Here is a 22,580-nt window from a genome sequence, read left to right as displayed (position 1 = left end):
GGCTAACCTTTAACGTAAATGTTAGCCCGGCAGCTTTGGTTGCCGGGCCAGCCCGTTACTGCTACTGCGCACACTCCAGTAAGATAGTGGATGACGCTACGGTGTTAACTAAGGCAATATCTGCTACAGCCAGACTAAACGGCTGTGCTGCGGTAAACCGCACCGCCTCTTGCACTAAGTTTACCGGGCCTGCTTCGCCTTCACAATGCAGCGGTAACGCTATGTTATACCACTTGCCTGCAGTCAGGTTTTGCAGCACAGGTTTCAGCGCTACGTCGCGTAAACAGTTTTGTTGCTGGCACATTGCCGCTATTTTCAGCGCTTTTTCCCCGGCATTTTCCATATTAGCGCTGTCCAGCCGGATACTCAGCTGCAAAGATTTGCTACGGATATCTTGCGGCACTAGCTGCCCATCGGCGTAGATCAAACTGGCCGATGCGCTGTTGTCAGCGCCTTGCCAGACAAATTTTCTGCCATCTTCCTGATAGGCTAAATTGACAGACTGCATGGTGATACTGTGACCATCGGCACTGATCGCTGAGGGTGTATTAAACCGCTTCAACGCCGCGCTGTTATCCGACAAAGCCCACAACATGCCTTCGGCTAAGTTTCTGACAAACAGTGGTGTTTGCCCGGCGGCATCTTGCACTGGTTGTGCCCGTGTTGCTTCAGATAAGGTCGCAAGCACAACCTCATCAGCATACGTCAGGCCATAGCCATAAGCAAACAGCGGCTCGTACTGCGCCTGGCCGACATTCAGCAGGTATTGATCATCAAATTTGGGCCAGGAAAAACTCAGTTTGCCATGAAAATCATACTGAATAGCGCCTGCGATGTTGGTCAGTAATACATCGGCAACGCCCTGCCCTTCAGAGCCGGGTAGCCAGGCTGCGACAAAGGCATCAGACGCATTAAGTTCTTTATTCACCCACAGCGGCCTGCCACTTAAAAACACTGTTACCACAGGAATATTCTGCTGTTTTAAGCGTTTAAGCAGCGCTAAATCGCGTTTATTGCCGTGCTGATATTCCAGTTGCTGAATATCACCAAACCATTCTGCATAAGGCTCTTCGCCAATCACCACTATCGCGACATCAGGTTTGTTGCGGTATTGTCCATCCGCACTTAGCTCGGCACTGCCGCCGGCCGCTTCAATTTGCTGACGTAAACCGGCATAGATAGAGGTGGCATTGGGGAAATCGGCATTGGTGTTATCGGTACCCTGCCAGGACACACTCCAGCCACCGGCTTGTTTGGCAATATTATCTGCGCCATCACCGGCAATAAGCACTTTGCTTTTTGGCGACAGCGGCAGAAGATTATCGTTGTTTTTTAACAATACCAGCGATTTTCGCACCGCTTCCCGCGCCAATTCACGATGTTCTTTGGCATTAAACCATTGCGGGTTTGCCGATTCGGGCCGGCTGGACGGTTTACCCCGGCTAAAAACGCCCCAGCGTATTTTGGCACGTAAAAACCGCCTTACCGCATCATCGAGCCGTGCAGCAGAAATAACGCCGTCTTTTACCTGCTGCAGGGTATTGTGGTAAAAGGCTTCAAAGTGTTCCGGCACCATCATCACATCTACGCCAGCGTTGAAGGCGGCGGCGCATTGCTCCAAATCGCAGCCATCAACAAATTTATGCGCATTCCAGTCACTGATAACAAAGCCGTCAAAGCCCATTTGTTCTTTAAGCACGTCTGTTAACAGATACCGATCGCCATGCACCCTTTTGCCATTCCAGCTGTTAAAAGACGCCATAACCGACTGCACGCCAGCTGCAATAGCGGTGTAATAGCCAGCGGCATGAATATCACGCAATTCCTGCTCTGTGGCCAGAGTATCACCACGGTCGATGCCGTTTTGGGTACCACCGTCGCCGACAAAGTGCTTAGCGGTGGCAATACGCCGATAATCCGTTAAAAATGTTTCGCCAATTTCGCCCTGCACCCCGGTTACCATAGGGCCGGCATAACTGGCTACAATGTCGGGGTGTTCAGAAAAACTCTCGTAAGTGCGGCCCCAGCGATCGTCCCGCACCACCGCTACGGTGGGCGCAAACATCCATTCAATGCCGGTTGCCGCGACTTCTTTAGCGGTAGCCTGGCCTATTTTGTGAATTAAATCAGCATCGCGCGCTGCGCCAAGACCAATGTTATGTGGAAACAAGGTCGCGCCATACACATTGCTATGGCCGTGCATCGCATCAGTACCCCAGATGGTAGGAATGCTACTGCCATCTTCGCTGCTATCAATGGCGGCGGCATACATTTCATCGGCATACTTAAGCCAGGTTTTAGCATCGGCTTGCTTTTGGCCATAAGGGGCGGTGTTGCCGCCATTAAGGTAAGAGCCAAAACCATATTTGCGCATCTGTGCCACGCTTAAATAACCAATCTCAGGCTGGATGAGTTGTGCCACTTTTTGTTCAATCGTCATGCCGGCGAGTATGGCATCCAGCTGTTGTTCTATGGCCGGATCCGGCTTTAACGCAGAATTCACTTTAGGCCAGCTAAGGTTTTCCGCGTTAGCGTTGATATGGCAAACCACCAGCGCTGAGCATACACAGAGGGTTTTAGTAAGGGCAGAATATGAAACAAAAGACATAGTGAAATCCTATACGTCTGCAGTACAGCAATGCCGCAGTGGCATCACTGCAGACACTTATACTTAATGGGGAATGTATTCAATAAAGTCGTAATAAGCCCAGGCTGTGTCAGCAAAGTACTGGCCAGGAAAGTAAAAGCCGCTTTGCGAATTGTCGCCGTGCCAGTGGTTAAGCATGATTCTGGTATTGTCGACCGGCCAGGCATAAGCTGGTATCTCGTCGTTTGCCAGATAGCCGTCACCATTATCTTTGTAAACCGTGCGTAAGGTTTGTTCGTTGCCACTGGCGTCATACAGATACCAGCGGATCTGGCTTGGACTCCAGTCAAAACCGATAGTCAGCAGATTTTGCTGAATGTTAAGGCCGTACTGGGCAAGATCGATGTCCTGCTCCCAGCTTTGATAAGTGCCGCCCTGTGGCTGATAAATCACATTGGTATGCACTACATTGCCAAGCGTGGGCAAAAACTCGATATCAATCTCCTGCCAGGCTCTGCCGGGCACATCCCACCACGAGGTATAGGTAAAAATTGATGCCACAGTACCCGGCGTATTGCCGGTTTTCAGCGCGCCCTGCACTTTGCCATAACTGTAACTGGCTCGGCTTTGCAGTTCAGCGCAGCTACCCTGGCTCAGCGCCAGCGTAATGCCATGCGAGCTTGGTGACACCATAGCCGGTGTAAAAGCACAGCCAAAGGGTGAACCATTAGTGCCCGTTCTGGCAGACCAGATACCGCTGTTAAAGCCCCAGCTAAAGTCGTCTTTAAAATAACCGGCGTGGGCTGGCGTCGTGCTAACAAAACAAAAAGCAGCACAGATGAGCTTGGTGGTGTTTTTCATCATGATGTCCTGTCTGTTGCGAAACAGAGTGCCCGCAGCGAAAACATGCTGCTGCGGACACCGTATTACAGAAGGCCGGGGTTAGAAATTAAAGCCGGCGCGGATACCGTAGTAACGTGGCATACCAAAGCTGCCTTTGTTAATACCCTTGCCGGTGTTATTCCAGTACTGCACCAGCTCATCGGTGGCGTTATTGATAAACACTTCGGCGTACCAGGCCTGGCTTTGCGGTTCATATTTTAATGACGCATTTACCATGGTGTAGGCATCACGTTTATCGGTAATGTACAGTGCGGCTTCGTCGCTGACGGTAAAGTCCATATCATCCAGATGTTTATCCAGATTCCAGATGGTGGTGTAAGACTTATCTTTCCAGCTCAGGTTAAACCAGCCGTGTACAAAGCCGAACCGGCCTAAGTCGAAGCTGTGGGTATAGCTGACATTGGCAGTAAAGCGCGGCGTCATCGCCAGGTCATTGCCTTTGAGGTTGGTGGTCAGCAGCGTATTTTCCGGGTCTATCGAGTCTTCATACGACAAGCCAAACAGGTATTCCGGATCATAATCCCACTTGGTGATCCAGTCCTCGGTCACGCGGGCATGGGTCCAGGTGGCATAGCCGCTGATACGGCCATTCTGATAAGGTTTCCAGTCAAACTCGAACTCAAGGCCTTTAATGGTGGCGCCCGGCACGTTTTGCGTATAGTAGGCAATCACCGGCTGGTTCTGATAATCCAGAATTGGCATGCCATTGTCATCCAGGATCGGTGCGCCGTTTTCATCTTCAACCGGCGATAAGCGCTCAACATTGCCGATAGATCCTACAGAAGCGTATTGCATATCGGTGTAGTCGGTGTAGAAAAACGCTGCCTGCAGGTTCAATGAGTTATTGAAAAAGCTGGATTTGGCGCCAAGCTCTAACGTCAGCACTTTTTCCGGGTCAAACTGGGTTTCAAAGCGGCTGACTTCGCCGGTTCTGTCGTTGACGACTTCAAATACATCGCCGATACCGCCGGCTTTAAAGCCCGATGCCAGATAACTGTACAGCATGGTATCTGCGCTCAGGTTGTAATCCAGGCCGATTCTGAAGTCGTGGTTACGCCACTGGCCTTTATTGTCGTTTTCAAAGTAGGAGGCATAAAGTGCCGGGTCGTTAAAATAATCCACCGGTAACGCATTAAGTACACTGCGGTTTAACCAGCCTGGCGCGCAGCCATCGGCGTTCGAGCAGCGATAAGTACGGCCGCCTTTATCCTGTTTGGTTTCGTGGCTGAAACGGTAGCCAAAGGTAGCATGCAAATCATCGCTGATGTTGTAGGTGGCCTGGCCAAAAAATGCGTAGGCTTCAGTTGAACGATCCGGTTGATCCCAGAACGCTTTGTCATCCATCGGGTTGTCGTAATAGCCCAATGTGGTGGTTTTTTCGTGGAAATAATTAATACCGGCAATCCATATCAGATCGCCAAACTCATCAGACTGTAACTGCAACTCTGTCGAATAAGATGTCGCGCCGGTACCTTTGAGGAAATAGGTCGCGCCGTCCCACGGATCTAAGCCGGTTTCGCTGTCTTGTGCTGACGATCTGTCCATGTCCTCATAACCCAGCAGCCATACCAGGCTCATCTCATCATTTAGCGTGTAGTTCAGCGTATTGCGCAGGTAGGTAATATCCAGGTTCAGTTTGCCCGGCACGTTAACAACGGCCTGATAAGTATTATCGCTGGGTAAAAATGACGAGCAATCGCCGCCGAATTCCGCCGGACGGCCGCGCAGCTGATCACAATTGACTAAATCCAGCGTACCGGCACTGTCGTTGACGTATTGCTGAAAAACCGTGTGGTTGCTGAACTGGCCACTCGCTGGCTGCCATAAGGTACTGATACGAAATGAGTGTTCATTGGCATTATTGTAAAAGTCGCTTTTGTCGGCTGGTGTCAGCGCCCGCACGCGCTGCGCCTCAGGGTTAGTACCTGCACCATCTATCCACCAGTTTTCCCGCTGTGTTACGGTTGAACCAACGCCCTGATAGGAATCTTCTGAAATAACCGGTGCGTTCAGAACCTCGTCACTTAGATGCCGGGTGTCATACTGGTTAGGGTCCCAGTAGCCTTCCAGGTAAGAATCCCGCTTTAAGCCTTTGGCGGCAATGCGCACAGCAAATTCGTCACTCAGCGGGATATTGACAAAACCACCGAGGTTTTTACTGTTAAACCTGCCGGCTTCGGCATTGATATTACCGGCAAAACCGCTAAAGTCGGGTTTAGCTGATATAACGTTAATACTACCCACCGTAGAGTTACGGCCAAATAAGGTGCCCTGCGGCCCGCGCAGTGCTTCAACCCGCTCTACGTCATACATCAGCGCCAGTGCACCCTGCATCCGCGGCGAGTAAATGCCGTCTAAATGCACGCCTACAGCCGGGTCGCCAAGCTCGGTGATGTTGGTAGAACGTACACCACGCATTGAAATCACCGGCGCGGCCTGATCGGTCGCGGTCGAGATATCCAGCCCCGGCACTAAATCGGCAATGTCTTTAACGTTATTGACACCGCTTTGCCTAAGCTGAGCTTCGCTTAACGCCGAGATGGCCACCGGCGTTTCCATTAATTTGGTTTTTCGCTTAGTAGCAGTTACTGAAATAACTTCAATGGCGGTGTCATTTTTTGCTGCTGCCTGTTTTGCGGCATCATCTGCTGTTTGCTCAGTTTCCTGCGCGCCAAGCGGTAATGCAAAAGCCATTACAATGGCCATGGTAATAGTATTAAGCTTTAACATGTCTTATCCTCCCCGGGGGTGTACTTAGTTTTTTGCAGGTACAACTACCCTGCTGTTGTTATTTTTTTCAGCACTTTAGTTGGGGTATGAAGGCGAAGGCTATATCATTTCGGTAAAGCGAATTGCTGACAATACAACCCGAAAGCCAGCAGTTGCGCTGGCTTATATTTAAGATCACGGGATATTTTATAAAACAGTGTCAGGCGTGCTTGCGTAAGCAGGGATGCAACCAACGCTACATTGTTATGAATTGGCGTGTTTGCCTGAGTGGCAACCGGCCAGCTGCGGCGCTACCAGTGCTTTACACCACTTTGGAATAATGCCGCTGGCCGGTATTTAAATACGCATCAAAGCATGCGCAGATACTGCGAACCCACAATCTGCCGGTAGCTGTAACTTTTATACGCTCTGCATATATTTCAACCAGGCCATCTTCCATAAACGGCTGCAGCCGCTCTAGCGCATCGCTAAAGTACTGCCAAAAATGTGGTAACTGCCAGTTGCGGCTAAACACGGTAATATCCAACTCGAAATGGCAAATTAACTGGCTTATCAGTGCAGCACGTAATTTATCATCGGCGCTTAAACTAAAACCGCGCCGCGCGGGTAAGTCACTGGCAGCAACAGACGCATAATATTCTGTCAGCTCTTTGCTGTTTTGCCACAACACACCTTTCACCTGGCTGATAGATGATACGCCAAGACCGACCAGTGCATCCTGACCGGAGGTGGTGTAGCCCTGAAAATTACGCTGTAACTTACCGTTTTGCTGCGCTTTGGCCAACGCATCATCGGGTCTGGCAAAATGATCCATACCAATAAACTGATAACCGGCCGCAACAAAACGGCTAACGGCCAGCTGCATCAGCGCAAGTTTAGCTGGCGCATCCGGTAAGGTACTGTCGGCAATTTTGCGCTGCGCGGCAAAACGTTCAGGCAAGTGGGCATAGCTAAACAGTGAAATGCGATCGGGGTTCAGGCGGATAATCTCTTCTACCGTTTGCGCAAAACTGGCAGGTTGCTGAAATGGCAAGCCGTACACCAGGTCCAGGTTAACAGAGCTAAACCCAAGCTCACGGCTAAGTGCAACCTGGTGGCGGATCAGTTCGGTATCCTGCACCCGGTTGATCGCGATCTGCACTTTTTCATCCAGATCCTGCACCCCAAAACTCACCCGGTTAAACCCCAAACTGCGTAAATGCCCCAGCTTGTCGTCACTGCAGCTGCGCGGGTCAATTTCAATGCTGATTTCAGCATCGGCGTTAAGCGTAAAATACTTGTGCAGCATGGCCATCAAACGGCTTAACTGCACTTCGGTTAAAAACGTTGGCGTGCCCCCACCCAAGTGCAACTGTTTAATACGTTTGGTATCAAGCAGTGGCGCATAAAGCTGCATTTCCTGTACTAACGCATCCAGATAGACATCGGCTTTGTGCTGGTGTCGGGTCACGACTTTATTGCAGCCACAGTAATAACAAAGCTGGTGGCAAAACGGGATATGCACATACAGACTCAGCTCATCCTGAGCCTGGCTGATAGCAGCTGGAATAACAGATAAATCAAAATCTTCGGATAAAGAAAGCGCTGTCGGATAAGACGTGTATCTTGGGCCGTTAATATTGTACTTATTGATTAACTCGGGGTCCCATTTAATAGTCTGCATTTTCGCCTCTGTCATAACAGCTGCCGGTAGCGGCAGCTGGCAGTATACAGCGGCTGTTGTTTGGCAAATTTGATCTGCCGCAAGCGCTTAACGTAAGTCTGGTTGGCTAACTAATATAAGCGACAAAGTCAGTTACACCGGCATCGTGGCCCAGCTGGTTTAGCAAGGTGGTGATCTGGCCTCGGTGATGCGTTTGATGATTAAACATATGCGCTACCGCTACCCAGGTAGGGTGTTCGCGCAGCATGCCCTGAGAGTTACGGTAGCTCATACTACTGGCAAGCTGCTCAGCGGTCAGCTCTGCTGCCCAATTGATAATCAGCGTATCTGTTAACGCCCTTTGCGCGTTAAGCTCAGCAAAGTCAGCATAAAGTTCATCACGTAAAGAGCCAAACTTATGCACCAGTTCTGCCTGTTGTAACGACTGCATCGCAGGAAATGCAGTGGCAAAACGGCCCAGCCAGATCCTATCCGCCAGCAGAATATGATTCAGCGTAGCGTGTATAGAGCCAAAAAAAGCGCCCATATCTTTTTTGCGCTCAGCATCCGTTAGCCCGCCAATCAGCCCATACAAACGGCTGTTAAACTCAGCGTTGTACCTGGCGAACCCTTGCATCTGTGCCTGATGTGCTGTCATGGTATTTCCTCTGCTTACTCTGTTGCCGTTGCTGTAACCGGCGTTGCACACACGCTACATAACGGATCTTTGCTAAGTGTAAACTGTCGCCACTGGCTGGTTAGCGCATCAAACAGTTGCAACTTGCCGTACATAGGTGTGCCAACACCGGCCAGAATTTTTACCGCTTCAAGCGCTTGCATAGTACCAACAACACCGACTACCGGGCTTAAAATACCGGCTTCCATGCACGTTAATTGTTGTTCGCCAAACAGCTGGCTTAAACAGTGATAACAGCCGTCATCACCCTGCATACTGAAACTGGCTACCTGGCCTTCAAAGCGTATTGCTGCAGCTGACACCAGCGGCACACGTGCTTGAACGCAGGCAGCATTAATTGCGTTACGGCTGGTTAAGTTATCGGTGCAATCGAGTACCAGGGAAAACTCAGGCACCAGTGCTGCTAAATCGCTGTCGCTCAACCGCCGGGACAGAGCACTAACCGAAATCTCGCTATTTAGCTGACGCAAGCTCGCTGCCGCTTGTTCCACTTTGCTAAGGCCAACGTCATGCTCCCGATACAGAATTTGCCGCTGCAAGTTGCTGCTGTCGATACTGTCATCATCTGCCAGCGTAATACTGCCCACGCCACTGGCCACCAGATAAGGGGCTGCGGCGCAACCTAAACCGCCCATGCCAATTAACAGTACTTTGCTACCAAGCAATGCCTCCTGGCCGCGAAAATCAAGTTGCGGCAGCATCAGCTGGCGGCTATAGCGCATAGCCTGCGCCGCGGTAACAGGTTTAATCATTGGTTGCTCTTCTCTTATCAAATCAGTTGCCAGCGCAGAATATCAAGCGGCTAATATCCCTCTTGCGAATGAGGCAGTTAGCGTATTTTACCACTATGCTGATACTCAGCTAACGCTGTGCCGCTTATTAGCTTTAGCTGCACACTATATCCTGACAACAGCCAATCTGTGGAGACATGCTATGAAAAACTATCTTGCCGCAAGTTTACTGCTGTTTATCAGCTTTACCGGCTACTGCGCCGTAACGGAACAAACACTAAGTATGCCTGAAGGGCTGGGGCAAATGGTGATATACAGCAATACTGACAACCAGACTACAAAACCCGGCATTATCGTGGTACATGAATGGTGGGGCTTTAACGATTATGCCCGCAGCCGCGCCAGATTGCTGGCTGAGCTTGGCTACAGTGCAGTCGCCGTTGATATGTATGGCCATGGCAAGGTTGCAGAGCATCCGGATAACGCCAAAGCTTTTATGCAACAGGCGCTGGAAGATTCAGAAAAGATGCAGGCACGTTTTGACGCTGCCAAAACAGCGCTGGCGAAGTTGCCCTCTGTTGATCCTGCCAGGCTGTACGCTATTGGCTACTGTTTCGGCGGCGCTGTGGTGTTAAATCAAGCACGTAAAGGTGCAGATCTGGCCGGTGTTGCCAGTTTTCATGGCATGCTAAGCACGCAGATGCCAGCGAAGAAAGGCCAGGTTAAAGCACACATTCTGGTGGCCACCGGCGGTTCAGACCCTTTTGTACCAGCACAGCAAGTCAGTGACTTTACGCTGGAGATGGCTAATGCCGGCGCCCGCTTTGATGTGCTGAACTACCCCGACGCCAAACACAGTTTTACCGACAAACACGCGACTGAAAACGGCAAAAAATTTGGCATGCCGTTTGAGTACAACCGCCAGGCCGACGAGCATAGCTGGAACGCTTTTCTAGCCATGCTGCAGCAATAGCGGCGTTATTTCACATTCGGTTTTACCAGCGATAACTGATACACATCATGGCGGCGATCTTTCATAGTATTTACGCTGCCGTGACTGTGTAGCTCTTTTAGTAAGTCCAGATCAACATCAACAATAAGCAGCATCTCTGAGTTAGGTGTCGCCTCCGCTTTAATGCCGGTGGTGGGAAACGCAAAGTCTGACGGGGTGAATAGTGCTGACTGCGCGTACTGAATATCCATGTTATTCACCCGGGCCAGGTTGCCCACCGCACCGGCAATAGCGACATAACATTCGTTTTCAATCGCGCGGGCCATCGCACAGTGACGCACCCGGGTATAACCATTTTGGGTATCAGTTAAAAACGGCACAAAGAGGATATTCATGCCCTGCTCGGACAATAACCGGGCGTACTCAGGAAACTCAACATCGTAACAAATCATAATGCCGATTTTACCGCAGTCGGTATCAAACACTTCAACCCGGTTACCACCACTCATGGCCCAATTGCGTCTTTCTGCCGGTGTAACATGCACCTTATCGTACTGCTCCCAGGTGCCATCACGCCGGCATAAAAAGCCGCTGTTGTACAACTTGCCTTTTACCAGATACGGCATGCTGCCGGTAATAATGTTAATGTTGTAAGCAATCGCAAACTCGATAAATTTATCGCGAATGGTTTCCGTATACTTTGCCAGCTGGCGGATGCTTTCCGTTACGCTTAAGTGGTTGTAATGTTCCATCAGCGGCGCAGCAAACAGCTCCGGAAACAGAATAAAGTCGCTTTTGTAATCCGATACCGCATCAACAAAAAACTCCATCTGTTCAAATAACTGTTCAATGTTGGCCATATTGCGCATTTGCCACTGCACCAGCCCAAGGCGCACTTCCGCTTTGGGGGCATTGATCAATTTCACTGATTTGGTGTAATAAATGTTGGCCCATTCCAGCAAGGTCGCGTATTCCTGCGACTGCGTATCACCGCGCAAATAACCTTTAAGTAAGCGCCGGACATGAAACCCATTTGCCAGCTGAAAACTCAGCACCGGATCATGGATCTCCTTGCCTTTTACTTTTTCAATGTACTGTTTTGCACTGAGCTTATCGGCATACTGGTTGTAATTAGGCATACGGCCACCGGCCATAATGGCGCGTAAATTCAGGTTTTCACACAGCTCTTTGCGGGCATCATACAACCGCCTGGCCAGGCGCAAGCCCCGGTAATCCGGGTGAATAAACACCTCGATGCCGTATAACACATCGCCGTTATGGTCATGGTTTTCAAAACTAAAGCCGGTGACAATCTGATCATAGGTATGCTCGTCACTGAACTTACGGTAATCAATAATCAGCGAAAACGCACAACCCACCACCTTGCCATCAACACAGACACACAGCTGACCATCAGGAAATTTCGTCAACAAGGTATCAACAACCGCTTCTGTCCAGCTCAGTAAAGGGGCATCCTGATACACCTGTTCAGAGGCTTTTCGCAGTTCGGTCATATCCTGGCGGGTAAGATGGCGTACTTCTACATGATTGGCTTCCATGGGCTCTCCGGCAATAGTTACACTGTATTAAGCGTAACACAGGATAAGGCTACCGGCTGAATTGAACATGACTGGGCTTAAAAAAATCCCAAATTTATCATGATATTAACTCAATACAATCTATAGGACATACGGCGATACAGGTCGGATTGTCGTAAAAACCGATACATTCGGTACAGAGCGCCGGGTTTACTTCATAGTGTGTTATACCGCGGCTGATAGCATCATTCGGGCACTCCGGTACGCACATGTCACAGTTAATACAACTGGCTTCAATCAGTGCAGGCATGGCTAACTTACCTGCACAGCTAAAGGCTGTGACGCTATCTTAACGCTATGTGGCAGCTGCTTTAACAGCATGGCAAAACGCACATCATAACGGTTCGGCAACTTAACCTTAAGCTGATAGCAAGCGCCCGGAGCCAGCAATAACGCCTGGCCCTGTTTGTCATGTAGCGCCTGTAACACAAAAGCATGATTGCCTTGCGGCGTCATCAAAATAAGCTCATCGCCGACGGCAAACTGGTTTTTCACGTCCAGCAGGGCAAAACCATCGGCGTCTTGTTCAGCAATAAACTCGCCTACCAGCAACTGCTCTCCCACGCTGTGGCTGGTGTCATAGTTTTGTAAGTCCTGCGGTTTATGCCTGCGTAAAAAACCTTCGGTAAAGCCACGGTTTGCCATGCCGTCCAGTTCACTGAGTAATTGCGGGTTAAATGCTCTGCCCTCTGCGGCATCGTCTATCGCGCGCCGGTATACCTGAGCGGTGCGCGCTACATAATAAGGAGATTTAGTACGGCCTTCTATTTTCAGCGAGTGCACGCCCATTGCTGTCAATGCCGGCACATGTTCAATGGCACGCAAGTCTTTTGAATTAAGAATATAGGTACCGTGCAGATCTTCATCTATCGCCATCAACTCACCCGGGCGGCCCGGCTCTTCAAGCAGTGCCGGTGTGCTGACAGGTGTAAACTGCCCTACTTCATCCTCGCGCGCCGCATGCACCTGATACGGCCAGCGGCAGCTGTTGGTGCAGGCGCCCTGGTTAGGGTCGCGCTTATTAATATAGCCCGATAACAGGCAGCGCCCTGAATACGCCATACACAACGCGCCGTGCACAAACACTTCCAGTTCCATGTCCGGTACCTGATGGCGAATTTCGCCAATTTCCTCTACCGATAATTCGCGCGATAAAATAACCCGCTCTATACCCAGCGATTGCCAGAACTTCACCGCAGCCCAGTTTACCGTATTGGCCTGAACCGATAAGTGCAGTGGCATCTTTGGAAAATGCTGCCGCAGCAGATAAATGACACCGGGATCTGACACTATCAGCGCATCCGGTTTTAACGCTACCACCGGCGCCATATCAGACACAAAACTTGTTAACTTGCTGTTGTGTGGCGCAATATTGACCACTACATAGAGCTTTTTACCCAGCGCGTGGGCTTCATTTATGCCGGTTTCGAGCGCAGCCAAGTCAAACTCGTTATTGCGCACCCTCAGGCTATAACGCGGCTGCCCGGCATACACGGCATCAGCACCGTAGGCAAACGCCAGACGCATTGCTTTTAAGCTGCCCGCAGGCGACAGTAACTCGGGTTTTCTCATTGCATTTACCTGACGCGAAAAAGCGCTCATTCTAGCCTCTGCACTGGCTGTGGTTTTGATCTGACGCAATATTGCCGCAGACAACAGTGTCGGCTGTTGTCTTTGTGTTGTATTTTTTTTGCTATAGAATGGCCGTTAACTGATTGAAAAACGGACATTCGATGGACGCGTTAATTGTAGAACCCAGCCCCACCTACCAGCGCATCCTGTCACGGATGCTTGAAAGTTACGATTTTAAGCTAACCTTTGTTGACTCAGCTATTGCCGGGCTAAAGCAGCTGAAACTGCAGCGTTTTCAGATAATTTGTGTTGCGATGTATCTGCCCGATCTTACCGGTATTGAGTTTTGCCGGCTTGTGCGCCAACAAAATGTCAAGGTGCCTATTTTTATTGTCACCTCAGAAACCGAGCCGACACTGTTATCCTCAGCACTCACAGCCGGTGCTACAGATATTATCCGCAAAGATGATTTACCACGGTTGGAAGAAAGCCTGCACGCGCTGATCCCGCTGGGGCCATTTCGCTATAATATCAGCGGCAAAGCCTTATACCTTGAAGACAGCCTGACAGTAGCCAAAGCCACCGATGCCAAGTTAAAACGGCTGGGTTTACAAATGGATCATGCATTTTCTATTGCGCAGGCTATGCAACTGCTTAGCGATAACAAATACGAACTTATCATGACGGATATCGTGCTGCAGGATAATGAAACCGGCATCGATTTTATCCGCCATCTGCGCGCCGATAGCCGCTTTGCACAAACGCCTATTCTGGCGGTCACCAGTCTGGAAAGCATTAACCGGCGCATTCAGGCGCTACAATCGGGCGCCAATGATTACATCTCCAAGCCAGTGCTGGACGAAGAGCTGTTTGCCCGCATTAACAACCTGATTTCGTCTACCCGCTTAATTGAGCAGCTAACCCGCGAGCGTCAGCGCTTGTTAGAGCTGGCAACCAAAGATCATCTTACCGGTTTGTATAACCGTCACTTTTTAACCGAGCTGGCGAAAAGACGCTTTGCCGATGCCAACCGGCAGCAATCTGCACTGTCGGTATTGGTTATCGACATCGATCATTTCAAACAGATAAACGATCAGTACGGTCATCAGTTTGGTGATAAGGTGTTAAAGCGCATTGCCGTCATGCTACAGACACTTTGCGGCGCAGAAGACCAGTATGTTGCACGTTTTGGTGGAGAGGAGTTTGTAGTACTGCTAACAGGCTATGATCTGCAGCGAGCCACACAGTTGGCCGGGCAGCTGTGTCAAAGCCTGCAACAGCTGCAACCTGAAGGCATAGCTACCAGCGCCAGCATTGGTGTCGCCACGCTGGCAACCGGGCAGGAAGAATACTTCGATGAAGTCTTCGCCCGGGCCGACAAAGCCTTGTATCTGGCGAAACAGCAAGGCCGTAACCGGGCAATAGCACTTTAATTTGCCGGTATTTTATCACTTACCGGCAGTTTTGTGCTGCTGCAATAGCCATTGGTACAAGTCCGAACCGGCGTAGACCTGTTTCCAGGCATCGTGTCCGGCTTGCTCCAGCATACTGAACCGCACGTTGTCATGCCCAAGCTGGCGCAGCCGTTCTATGCCCGGATAAAAATAGTTTTTGTTGATAGCAAGATCGCGCCCGGCGGCAAATACCCACAGAGGTGTTTTAGCACGGGCGATAGGCGCCATTAAGTCCGGATGTCCCCAGCCTACAATTGGCGCAACCGCCGCAAAAAGCTCTGGCTGCTTACTGGCCAGATACCAGCTACCAAAACCACCATAACTGATCCCGGTTAAATAGCGCCGCTGTGCATCGACATGAAACCGCTGCTGAACTGTGTCTATGATTGACAAAAGATCAGGCTCCGCCCGTTCCCAACCATCGGGTAATAACGGCGGCACCGCTGACATATCGCCGGCAATGGCTGCCGGCACTATCGGTTTGTCGGATGGAAACATTGCCGGCCTTGCCGGTACGCCATCCGTCAGCCGTGCAGGAATAGCATCGCGGCTGCGGTTAGCAATATAAGGTACTTTATCCATGCCAAACATGTGCAGTTGTGGCACCACAATAATAAAAGGCAGGTCACGCTTTTGGATCCACGCCTCATATAGCGGGCCGTGGATCAGCGTGTAATCCAGCTCATCAAGGCCGTTACCGCGCTCACCATTGCCGTGTAAAAACAGCAGCATTGGCCATTTCTTATTCGTATTTTGCTGATAGCCGGAGGGTAAATAGACAAAATACTGCCTGGCAGCGTTGTCGATACTGCTGACATAATCCAAGCGCAGTAACTGTGCGCTCTGCGCAGTTGCCTCTGCTGGCGGCTTATGCGCCGTGCTGCAACCGCTGACCAGCACCAGACAAAGTATAAGATAACTAAACAGCCTCATTTTCCCTCCGAAAATCCAACTTAATGGCAACCGCTATCAGCCACCAAACAAATCTGCGGCGCGTTTTGCCATATCTTCTTCGCTGACATCTTCAATATGGGTTGAGATCATCCAGCGATGACCAAAAGGGTCAACCAGGCAACCGCTGCGATCGCCATAAAACTGATCGGCAACCGGCATCACCAGCTTAGCGCCAGCTACCGTTGCCCGTTCAACAAACGCATCTACGTCAGGCACATAAAGCATCAGGGTGACCGGACTGTCACCAAGCATATCCGGGCTTTTACTGCCCCAGTCATCGTTCTGTTCACTGAGCATAAATACCGCCGTGCCTATGCGCATCTCGGCATGCATTACCGCGCCTGATGGCATATCCATGCGCATAATCAATTCTGCGCCAAACGCATTCTGATAAAAATCCAGCGCCTCAGCGGCATTTTTAATCACCAGATAGGGTAACACTGCAGCATAACCTGCCGGAACAGCCTGAACCTTAGACATAACCATCTCCTTTTAACCCAACATTGAAAACGGTTTTAGTATAGCTGGCGTTTTACAGCTTACCCTTTTTCTGTACATCGCTAAAATTAATTAAGCGTGCCGTTAGCTCAGCAACTGCAATTGCGCCAGCTGCTGATACAGCGGGCTTGTTTGCAGCAACTGCTGATGGGTACCACTGGCGATTAACCGGCCCTGCTCCAGCAGCAAAATGCGATCTGCGTTAATCACCGTGGCTAAGCGGTGCGCAATAATCAGCGTCGTTTTGCCCTGCATCAGGTTATCCAGTGCCTGCTGCACCTGCTGCTCACTAATGGCATCGAGCGCGCTGGTCGCTTCATCCAATAACAGCACCGGCCTGTCCGCCAGAATAGCCCTGGCAATGGCAATGCGCTGTTTCTGACCACCGGAAAGCCGTACGCCCCGCTCTCCCAGTTGCGTAGCATAGCCGTCGGTGAATTCACGGATAAAACTGTCTGCCCGCGCCGCGACACACGCGGCTATGACCTCGTGCTCTGTCGCATCGGGTCGGCCATAACGCACGTTCTCTAATACCGAGGTAGCAAAGATCACCGACTCCTGTGGCACCAGCGCAAACTGGGCACGAAGCTCAGCCAAACCGACATTGCTGATATCAATACCGTCGAGCAGGATTTGGCCGCTGGTCGGCTGATAAAAGCGCTGCAGCAGTTGGAATAGCGTGGTTTTGCCGGCGCCGCTTGGCCCGACTAAAGCAATACGCTCGCCCGGTTTCAGCTCAATATTAAGATCGTGTAACACGGTTTTATCCGCCGCAAGCGGATAAGCAAAACTGAGCCCGCGAACGGCCAGCCTGCCTTGTACCGGCGCATCAAAAGTTACAGGTATTTCCGGCGAGTATATATCTACCGGCGCTGTCGCCAGCTCAATCAAGCGCTCGGTTGCACCGGCCGCACGCTGAATATCGCCTATCACTTCACTTATCGTCGCCGCACTACCGGCCACCATCACAGCATAAAACATAAAAGCGGTCAGCTCACCGGCACTGATTTTACCGGCCAGCACATCATGTGCGCCAACCCAGCTGATTAACACCATAGCGCTGATGCTAAGCAACATCACTGCGGCAATTAGCAATGATCGGTAAAAAATCCGCTGCTTCGCCGTCTGCATCACCTGTTCAATACGCCCGGCAAACAACTGTTTGTCGTAAGCTTCATGGCCATAGGCCTGCACGGTGTGAATTTCATGCAGGCTTTCATCTACATAGGCGCCAACATCCGCTAAGCGGTCCTGACTGGCGCGCGATAACACCCTGACTTTTCGGCCCAGTACGATAATCGGCAGCAGCACCAGCGGTACCGCCAGCAGCACTAACGCCGTCATTTTAAAACTGGTCAGCGCCATCATCAAAAGGCCACCGCACGCCGTTACGGTTGAACGCAGTGCCATCGATAAGCTGGAACCGACCACGCTTTGTAGTAACGTCGTATCGGCAGTAAAGCGTGAAATCACCTCACCGGTGCGCATCTGACTGTAAAAGGATGGCGAAAGCGTTAACATATGCTGATACACCTGATTGCGGATATCTGCACTTACCCGCTCGCCCAGCCAGGTCATCAGGTAGAAACGACAAAACACCGCTGCGGCAGTAAAGGCACATAACAGCAAAATGCCAACTGTAATGCGGTTGAGCTCGCTGCTGTTGTTCGCCGCGAAGCCCTCATCGACCAGCAGGCGTACGCCTTGCCCCAGCGCCAGCCAGCTTAGCGAACCTAACAGTAAAAACAGTATCGCCAGCGTAACCTGCCTGCGATAAGGTAATAAAAAACCGGCTATCCAGGGCAGCACCTTGTTAACGGGTTGCATAATTTCCCCCAGCAGTTAACTGATAGCGGGGTAGCATCCAGACGGGCCAAAACGGTGACATGCAATATCCTTTGTCAGGGAAAACGTGAGTGAACATTAATGTTGTGCCGGTAACGTTTTGATTGCTTCCGGCCGGCACCACAGCCAGACAGCGACAGCAAATAAAAACAGCGGTAACAGTAGTTTTAGCCAAAAAGGCGCGGTGGAAAACTGCAGCGCCCCAGCACTTGCCAGCATCATCACCGATGCCAGCAGCTTGGCTTTGCGGGAAACTATGCCGTGGCTGCGCCACTGCACCAGTGCCGGGCCATATTTAGGGTGTGCCAGCAAGCGTTGTTCCAGTGCCGGCCAGCCTTTACCCGCAGCCCAGGCACTCAACAGCATAAAAGGCACCGTCGGCAACCCGGGTAAAGGTATGCCAATCAGCCCCAGCAGCAGGCTAATAACGGCCAGTACACGCCACAACAGTATTCGTGTCAGATGCCACATCAGATTATTACTGCCTTGTGATTAACGCTGGTCATTTCCGTCAACGGTTACCACTTCCAATACCGCAGACGTTGCATTCAAGCCGGCTTTAGTCGCACCACCCAGCACATACACTTTGTTGTTAAGTGTCACCGCACCCAGACCATGCCTTGGCAGCGGCATACTGCCCTGTTGTTGCCAGCGGTCTGCTGCAGCATCGTATTGCCAGACTGGCGCATAAACCCCGCCGTCATTGTCAAAATACTCACCACCAAATACCAGTATGTACTCACCCAGCACGGCCGCTGCTAAACCACCACTTGCCTGCGGCATAGAGGCCAGTTGTTGCCACTGCGACAACGCCGGATCAAAGCGTTGTAATAATGCCAGGTTAGCTGCACCGACTTTGCGCCCGCCCATCATATAAAGCTGCTGCTGTAGTGCGACCGCGCTTGCGCTGTTTAACGGTGTTGCAGCCGGTGCTGCTTTGCTGACCGTCAGGCTTAACGGGTCAAATACCCAGTGCCAGTTAACATCGGCCTGATCGCGCCACTGTGCATTCTCAGCACCAGACGGTGAGCGGCCACTGACGAAATGAACTTTGCCATTCAGTACCACAGCCACGGTTTCTGTCAGTGGTTTTGGTAACTGTGCAACATTGCGCCAGACTTCTTTGCTTTCATCCAGCAGCAGAATGTCCGCACTGGCACTCCAGCGCCCGCCATTTGCCTGCACAAAACCACCAAACACAAACAGTTTACCGTCAACAGAAACCAAATAGGCATGGTGGCGCGGTTGCGGCAGCGCAGGCCCGGCTTGCCACTGATCTGTTGCCGGGTCGTAAATCTGCACCCCGGCCGTCATCTGCTGTTGTTCTGCTGAGATCTTATCGCTTAACCCGCCAGCAACGTATATTTTGCCCTGATGCACCGCAGGGTAGATCTCCTGCACGGCCACAGGCATAGGCGCCAGTGTTTGCCACTTCAATGTATTAGCTGCGCTGGCAGGCAGTGTCGTCAGCAACAATAGTGTTAAAAGAGCGTTTCGCATTCGCGTTCCCCGGGCTTACTGTATATTTACGCTGTTTTGTGTTTGTGCCGGAGCATCATACCAGTCGGTCCAGCTGCGCGTCAGCGTATAAACGGTATAACTGGCAAACTCTGAGATTAGCTTGCTGTACAGATCATAATTGGCCAGATTCACCGTCAGCAAACATTGCAAATGGCAGTTTAAATGACGGAACGTCCGGCTGGAACTGGTCAGGATCTTACTGTCCAGATGGTGATCATTCAGCAATTGCTGAACCCGCCAGGCATGGAAGTCAGAGGTCAGCACATAATCTGGCTTTAGCGATGTTTTGCTGACCAGAGTATTAAACTCCTGATAAGTATTGTCGCCACCATAGATGCAATCCACCGCCAGGTTATCAGCTCTGGCCAGCAAATAATCAATATAAGGCTGACAGTAACGGCTGGTAATTACGACACTGCTGCCATCGGGTAACGCCGCAGCAACCTGTTCCAGCCTTGCCCTGGCGCAGGCGGTTAAGTCTTCCTCAGTGCCTCCGCAGCCCAACACCACCACCAGACTACCCGGTTTAATATCATACGACGTTAGCTGAGTACTGCTATACCAATGCCTGGCCTGATTGGCGACAAAACTGTTGCCGGTCAGATAATAAAATACCAGCAAAACCCATAAGCCTTTTTTACGGTAACAGATGCAGGCTAATAATAACCCCAGCAACACAATATTTTGCGGGTAAAAAAACGGTTCAAAAAATTCCTTCATGCGTTCTCCGTTTCGGTGTAACCAGGCTTTGCCTGATGCAGCAACAATGCATTACATAATGCCCACGGCAACCACAGCATGCCCGAGGTCAGAATATGCCCGGCAACCGACGACACCAGTAGCAGCAGTAAATTCAGCAGTAACAGGCTACGACCATAGCCATGAGTGCCACAACGTACGTTGTGGCGTAAAAATATGGCAAAGGTCAGCAGCCAAACCAACACACCGGCAATGCCATGCAGTACCAGCAAATCAAACCAGTCCAGCTCAGCAAAATACTTTTTCAGATACAAGGCCACGCCGCCCTGACCCACGCCAAGTATTTGCTGCCAGAGGCTGTAGTGTTCGGCCGCGACTTGCCAGATCCGGCCGGCATAATAATCACGCGACGACAGCATAATGCCGCTAATACCGCGCTGCTGATAAACAAACTGCAGCTTGTCGTAAATACCAAGCATACGCAGTAGCGTCTCACCGTTAACGATAACCAGCAGCAATGCCAGCAGCATTAACGTTGCTGCACCACCGACCCACCGCCGGTGCTGATACCAGAATGAGCTGTTTTGCATCAGCAGCGGTATTAATACCACCAGCAGCAAAACGCCAAATAGCCCGGTTTTGGTCAGCAACAATAACGCCATCAGTAGCGAACAACTGCTAAGCAGCAGATAACGCATTTTGTGCGCCGGCCAGCTCAGTGCCAGCAAGGCACAGGTTAATACCAGTAGTACTGCGGATAGCTCGTTTGTGGAATAAAAATATCCTTTGATACCCAGAAATGACTGAGCCACGCCCTCCAGCGGCTGATAAGCGCTAAAACCAAAGCCCGCCAGCCCGGCTGCCGTGTTAACCAGTAATACTGCGCCAGATAACCATAACGTTAGGCGGCACAGCTGCATGGCGCGTACCGGTGCCCGTTGAAACAGCGAATGCAGGTAGTAAAATGCCAGTAATGGGCTGATAAGTTTAAGCGCCAGCTGCATATCGGCAATCATCCAGCCCGGGGCCAGTGCAGGCCAGTTCAGGGCTGGGCCTGCCAACAGCAGTAACCACAGCATGGCAAATAACACCGTCTTTTTAGCCTGCTCATGCCATAACGACAGCATCATCAACAGCAACAATGCCAGCTTGTAAACGGCTGACAATGCAAAGCTGCTGCCACTAAGCTGCAACAATGCGCCGTTGATGCAATCGATCAGTAAAAAAGGCGGAATAAGCCAGCGCAGCGCTTTATCACAGCCACGCTGCAACCCGTTAGAGATGGCCTGTTGGGTCATTATTTTCTGAATAACCCAAGTAAACCTTTGCTGAACATTTTAATGCGCCAGCGACTTAACGACCCGAGCTTATGTTTCAGGTAATAGCGCCACTTCAGCTTGACTAAACCATAGCGACAGCTACTGATTAACTGCGACAGCGTAAGCGGGATATGCTCCATGCACTGGCGGTAAAACATCTGATTGTGTAAGTTACGCTCGCTCATCAGCGCCCTGTGTTTTGCCACAAACTGTTTATGCGCATCCAGACGTTTCGGCGAATTAGTGATACGGCCAAGCTCATGTCCGACATTCACCTTATAACTGGGTTCAGCAATACGCAGCGCCGGTCCAAACGCCAGCACAACCCTTACCCACATATCGTAATCCTGAAATGCGGCCAGCGACACATCAAAGCCTTCCAGCTGCAGCATGCGCTCACGCCGCACCAGTGCCTGGTTCGATAACGTATGCAAATCCAGTAGTTCTGGCAACGTCACCACCTGCTCTTTGGCAAATAAGCGCTTTTGCACCGTGCCGTAATCCCAGATATAGCCGGAGCACACGCAACTGTATTTGTCGTCATAGGCGTTATATAAGCTGCTTAGGCGATGCGGTAAAAACTCATCGTCATCATCAATACCGGTGACAAAATCGCCTCTTGCCTCGGTTATCGCCCGGTTACGGGCCGCGCAGGCGCCCTGGCCTTTACTCTGGCGGAAAAAACGCAGCCGCTCATCATCAATATATCGGTTGGTCAGCACCTGCCAGGTGTCGTCAGTTGACGCATCGTCTACCACCAGCATCTCTATGTTGGGGTAGTCCTGCGCGAGTACCGACTCTATAGCCGTGATTGCCATATTGACCCGGTTATAGGTTGGCATATATACACTGATTAACGGAAATTCTTGCTTAGCCAT

19 protein-coding genes are annotated in these 22,580 nt (G+C 50.9%); 2 read left to right on the top strand and 17 right to left on the bottom strand.

The annotated features are described in order from the left end of the window. Positions 1–61 precede the first annotated feature (61 nt). The 6 genes from AC5SV9_RS17605 to moeB all read right to left on the bottom strand — a co-directional run bounded on the left by AC5SV9_RS17605 (position 62) and on the right by moeB (position 9,311). A complete protein-coding gene (locus AC5SV9_RS17605; protein WP_475148999.1) occupies positions 62–2,608 on the bottom strand; it encodes a glycoside hydrolase family 3 protein in 2,547 nt (848 codons plus the stop codon). A gap of 63 nt (positions 2,609–2,671) precedes the next feature. Then, positions 2,672–3,451 (bottom strand): family 16 glycosylhydrolase, encoded by a 780-nt coding sequence (locus AC5SV9_RS17600; protein WP_475148998.1) that lies wholly within the window; start codon positions 3,449–3,451, stop codon positions 2,672–2,674. A gap of 78 nt (positions 3,452–3,529) precedes the next feature. Beyond that, positions 3,530–6,220, bottom strand: coding sequence for a TonB-dependent receptor (locus AC5SV9_RS17595; protein WP_475148995.1), 2,691 nt, complete (start codon positions 6,218–6,220; stop codon positions 3,530–3,532). Positions 6,221–6,521: 301 nt separating this feature from the next. Continuing rightward, a complete protein-coding gene (hemN, locus tag AC5SV9_RS17590; protein WP_475148993.1) occupies positions 6,522–7,898 on the bottom strand; it encodes an oxygen-independent coproporphyrinogen III oxidase in 1,377 nt (458 codons plus the stop codon). Positions 7,899–7,989: 91 nt separating this feature from the next. Next, the gene (locus AC5SV9_RS17585; RefSeq protein ID WP_475148992.1) at positions 7,990–8,520 is read right to left on the bottom strand and encodes a DinB family protein; all 531 of its coding nucleotides are present in this window, start codon (positions 8,518–8,520) and stop codon (positions 7,990–7,992) included. Between the two features lie 14 nt (positions 8,521–8,534). Beyond that, positions 8,535–9,311, bottom strand: coding sequence for a molybdopterin-synthase adenylyltransferase MoeB (moeB, locus tag AC5SV9_RS17580; protein ID WP_475148989.1), 777 nt, complete (start codon positions 9,309–9,311; stop codon positions 8,535–8,537). Positions 9,312–9,492: 181 nt separating this feature from the next. Here moeB and AC5SV9_RS17575 point away from each other — a divergent pair, with 181 nt between their 5' ends. Then, positions 9,493–10,263, top strand: coding sequence for a dienelactone hydrolase family protein (locus AC5SV9_RS17575; protein ID WP_475148987.1), 771 nt, complete (start codon positions 9,493–9,495; stop codon positions 10,261–10,263). Positions 10,264–10,268: 5 nt separating this feature from the next. Here the strand turns inward: AC5SV9_RS17575 and AC5SV9_RS17570 are convergent, their stop codons facing one another. From AC5SV9_RS17570 to trhP, 3 genes are all read right to left on the bottom strand, one after another. Beyond that, complete coding sequence (locus AC5SV9_RS17570; protein ID WP_134055868.1) at positions 10,269–11,801, bottom strand: bifunctional GNAT family N-acetyltransferase/carbon-nitrogen hydrolase family protein; 1,533 nt, start codon at positions 11,799–11,801, stop codon at positions 10,269–10,271. Positions 11,802–11,898: 97 nt separating this feature from the next. Further along, positions 11,899–12,090: a YfhL family 4Fe-4S dicluster ferredoxin gene (locus AC5SV9_RS17565; RefSeq protein WP_134055870.1), complete on the bottom strand. Its 192-nt coding sequence runs from the start codon at positions 12,088–12,090 to the stop codon at positions 11,899–11,901. A gap of 2 nt (positions 12,091–12,092) precedes the next feature. Continuing rightward, entirely contained in the window at positions 12,093–13,412 is a 1,320-nt protein-coding gene (trhP, locus tag AC5SV9_RS17560; RefSeq protein WP_475149454.1) for a prephenate-dependent tRNA uridine(34) hydroxylase TrhP, read from the bottom strand. A 161-nt stretch (positions 13,413–13,573) separates the two neighbouring features. Here trhP and AC5SV9_RS17555 point away from each other — a divergent pair, with 161 nt between their 5' ends. Beyond that, complete coding sequence (locus AC5SV9_RS17555) at positions 13,574–14,845, top strand: GGDEF domain-containing response regulator (RefSeq protein ID WP_475148984.1); 1,272 nt, start codon at positions 13,574–13,576, stop codon at positions 14,843–14,845. 15 nt (positions 14,846–14,860) lie between these two features. On the opposite strand, the gene AC5SV9_RS17550 is transcribed toward AC5SV9_RS17555, so the two are convergent. From AC5SV9_RS17550 to AC5SV9_RS17515, 8 genes are all read right to left on the bottom strand, one after another. Then, the gene (locus AC5SV9_RS17550; RefSeq protein ID WP_475148981.1) at positions 14,861–15,799 is read right to left on the bottom strand and encodes a carboxylesterase family protein; all 939 of its coding nucleotides are present in this window, start codon (positions 15,797–15,799) and stop codon (positions 14,861–14,863) included. A 36-nt stretch (positions 15,800–15,835) separates the two neighbouring features. Continuing rightward, positions 15,836–16,300: a VOC family protein gene (locus AC5SV9_RS17545; protein WP_475148979.1), complete on the bottom strand. Its 465-nt coding sequence runs from the start codon at positions 16,298–16,300 to the stop codon at positions 15,836–15,838. Between the two features lie 102 nt (positions 16,301–16,402). Further along, the gene (locus tag AC5SV9_RS17540) at positions 16,403–18,145 is read right to left on the bottom strand and encodes an ABC transporter transmembrane domain-containing protein (RefSeq protein ID WP_475148976.1); all 1,743 of its coding nucleotides are present in this window, start codon (positions 18,143–18,145) and stop codon (positions 16,403–16,405) included. A gap of 96 nt (positions 18,146–18,241) precedes the next feature. Continuing rightward, the gene (locus tag AC5SV9_RS17535; RefSeq protein ID WP_475148973.1) at positions 18,242–18,634 is read right to left on the bottom strand and encodes a YbaN family protein; all 393 of its coding nucleotides are present in this window, start codon (positions 18,632–18,634) and stop codon (positions 18,242–18,244) included. 21 nt (positions 18,635–18,655) lie between these two features. Further along, on the bottom strand, positions 18,656–19,663 hold the full coding sequence (locus tag AC5SV9_RS17530) for a Kelch repeat-containing protein (RefSeq protein ID WP_475148972.1): 1,008 nt from the start codon (positions 19,661–19,663) through the stop codon (positions 18,656–18,658). Between the two features lie 15 nt (positions 19,664–19,678). Continuing rightward, positions 19,679–20,404: a hypothetical protein gene (locus tag AC5SV9_RS17525; protein ID WP_475148969.1), complete on the bottom strand. Its 726-nt coding sequence runs from the start codon at positions 20,402–20,404 to the stop codon at positions 19,679–19,681. Beyond that, complete coding sequence (locus AC5SV9_RS17520) at positions 20,401–21,681, bottom strand: hypothetical protein (protein ID WP_475148968.1); 1,281 nt, start codon at positions 21,679–21,681, stop codon at positions 20,401–20,403. The genes AC5SV9_RS17525 and AC5SV9_RS17520 overlap by 4 nt, the downstream gene beginning before the upstream one ends. Next, the gene (locus tag AC5SV9_RS17515; protein ID WP_475148965.1) at positions 21,681–22,580 is read right to left on the bottom strand and encodes a glycosyltransferase; all 900 of its coding nucleotides are present in this window, start codon (positions 22,578–22,580) and stop codon (positions 21,681–21,683) included. Before AC5SV9_RS17515 ends, AC5SV9_RS17520 begins: the two co-directional genes overlap by 1 nt.

The sequence above is a fragment of the Rheinheimera sp. ATLC3 genome (assembly GCF_059429535.1).
The sequence above is the reverse complement of the archived record's forward strand: the minus strand, read 5'-3'. Positions and strand labels throughout refer to the sequence as shown.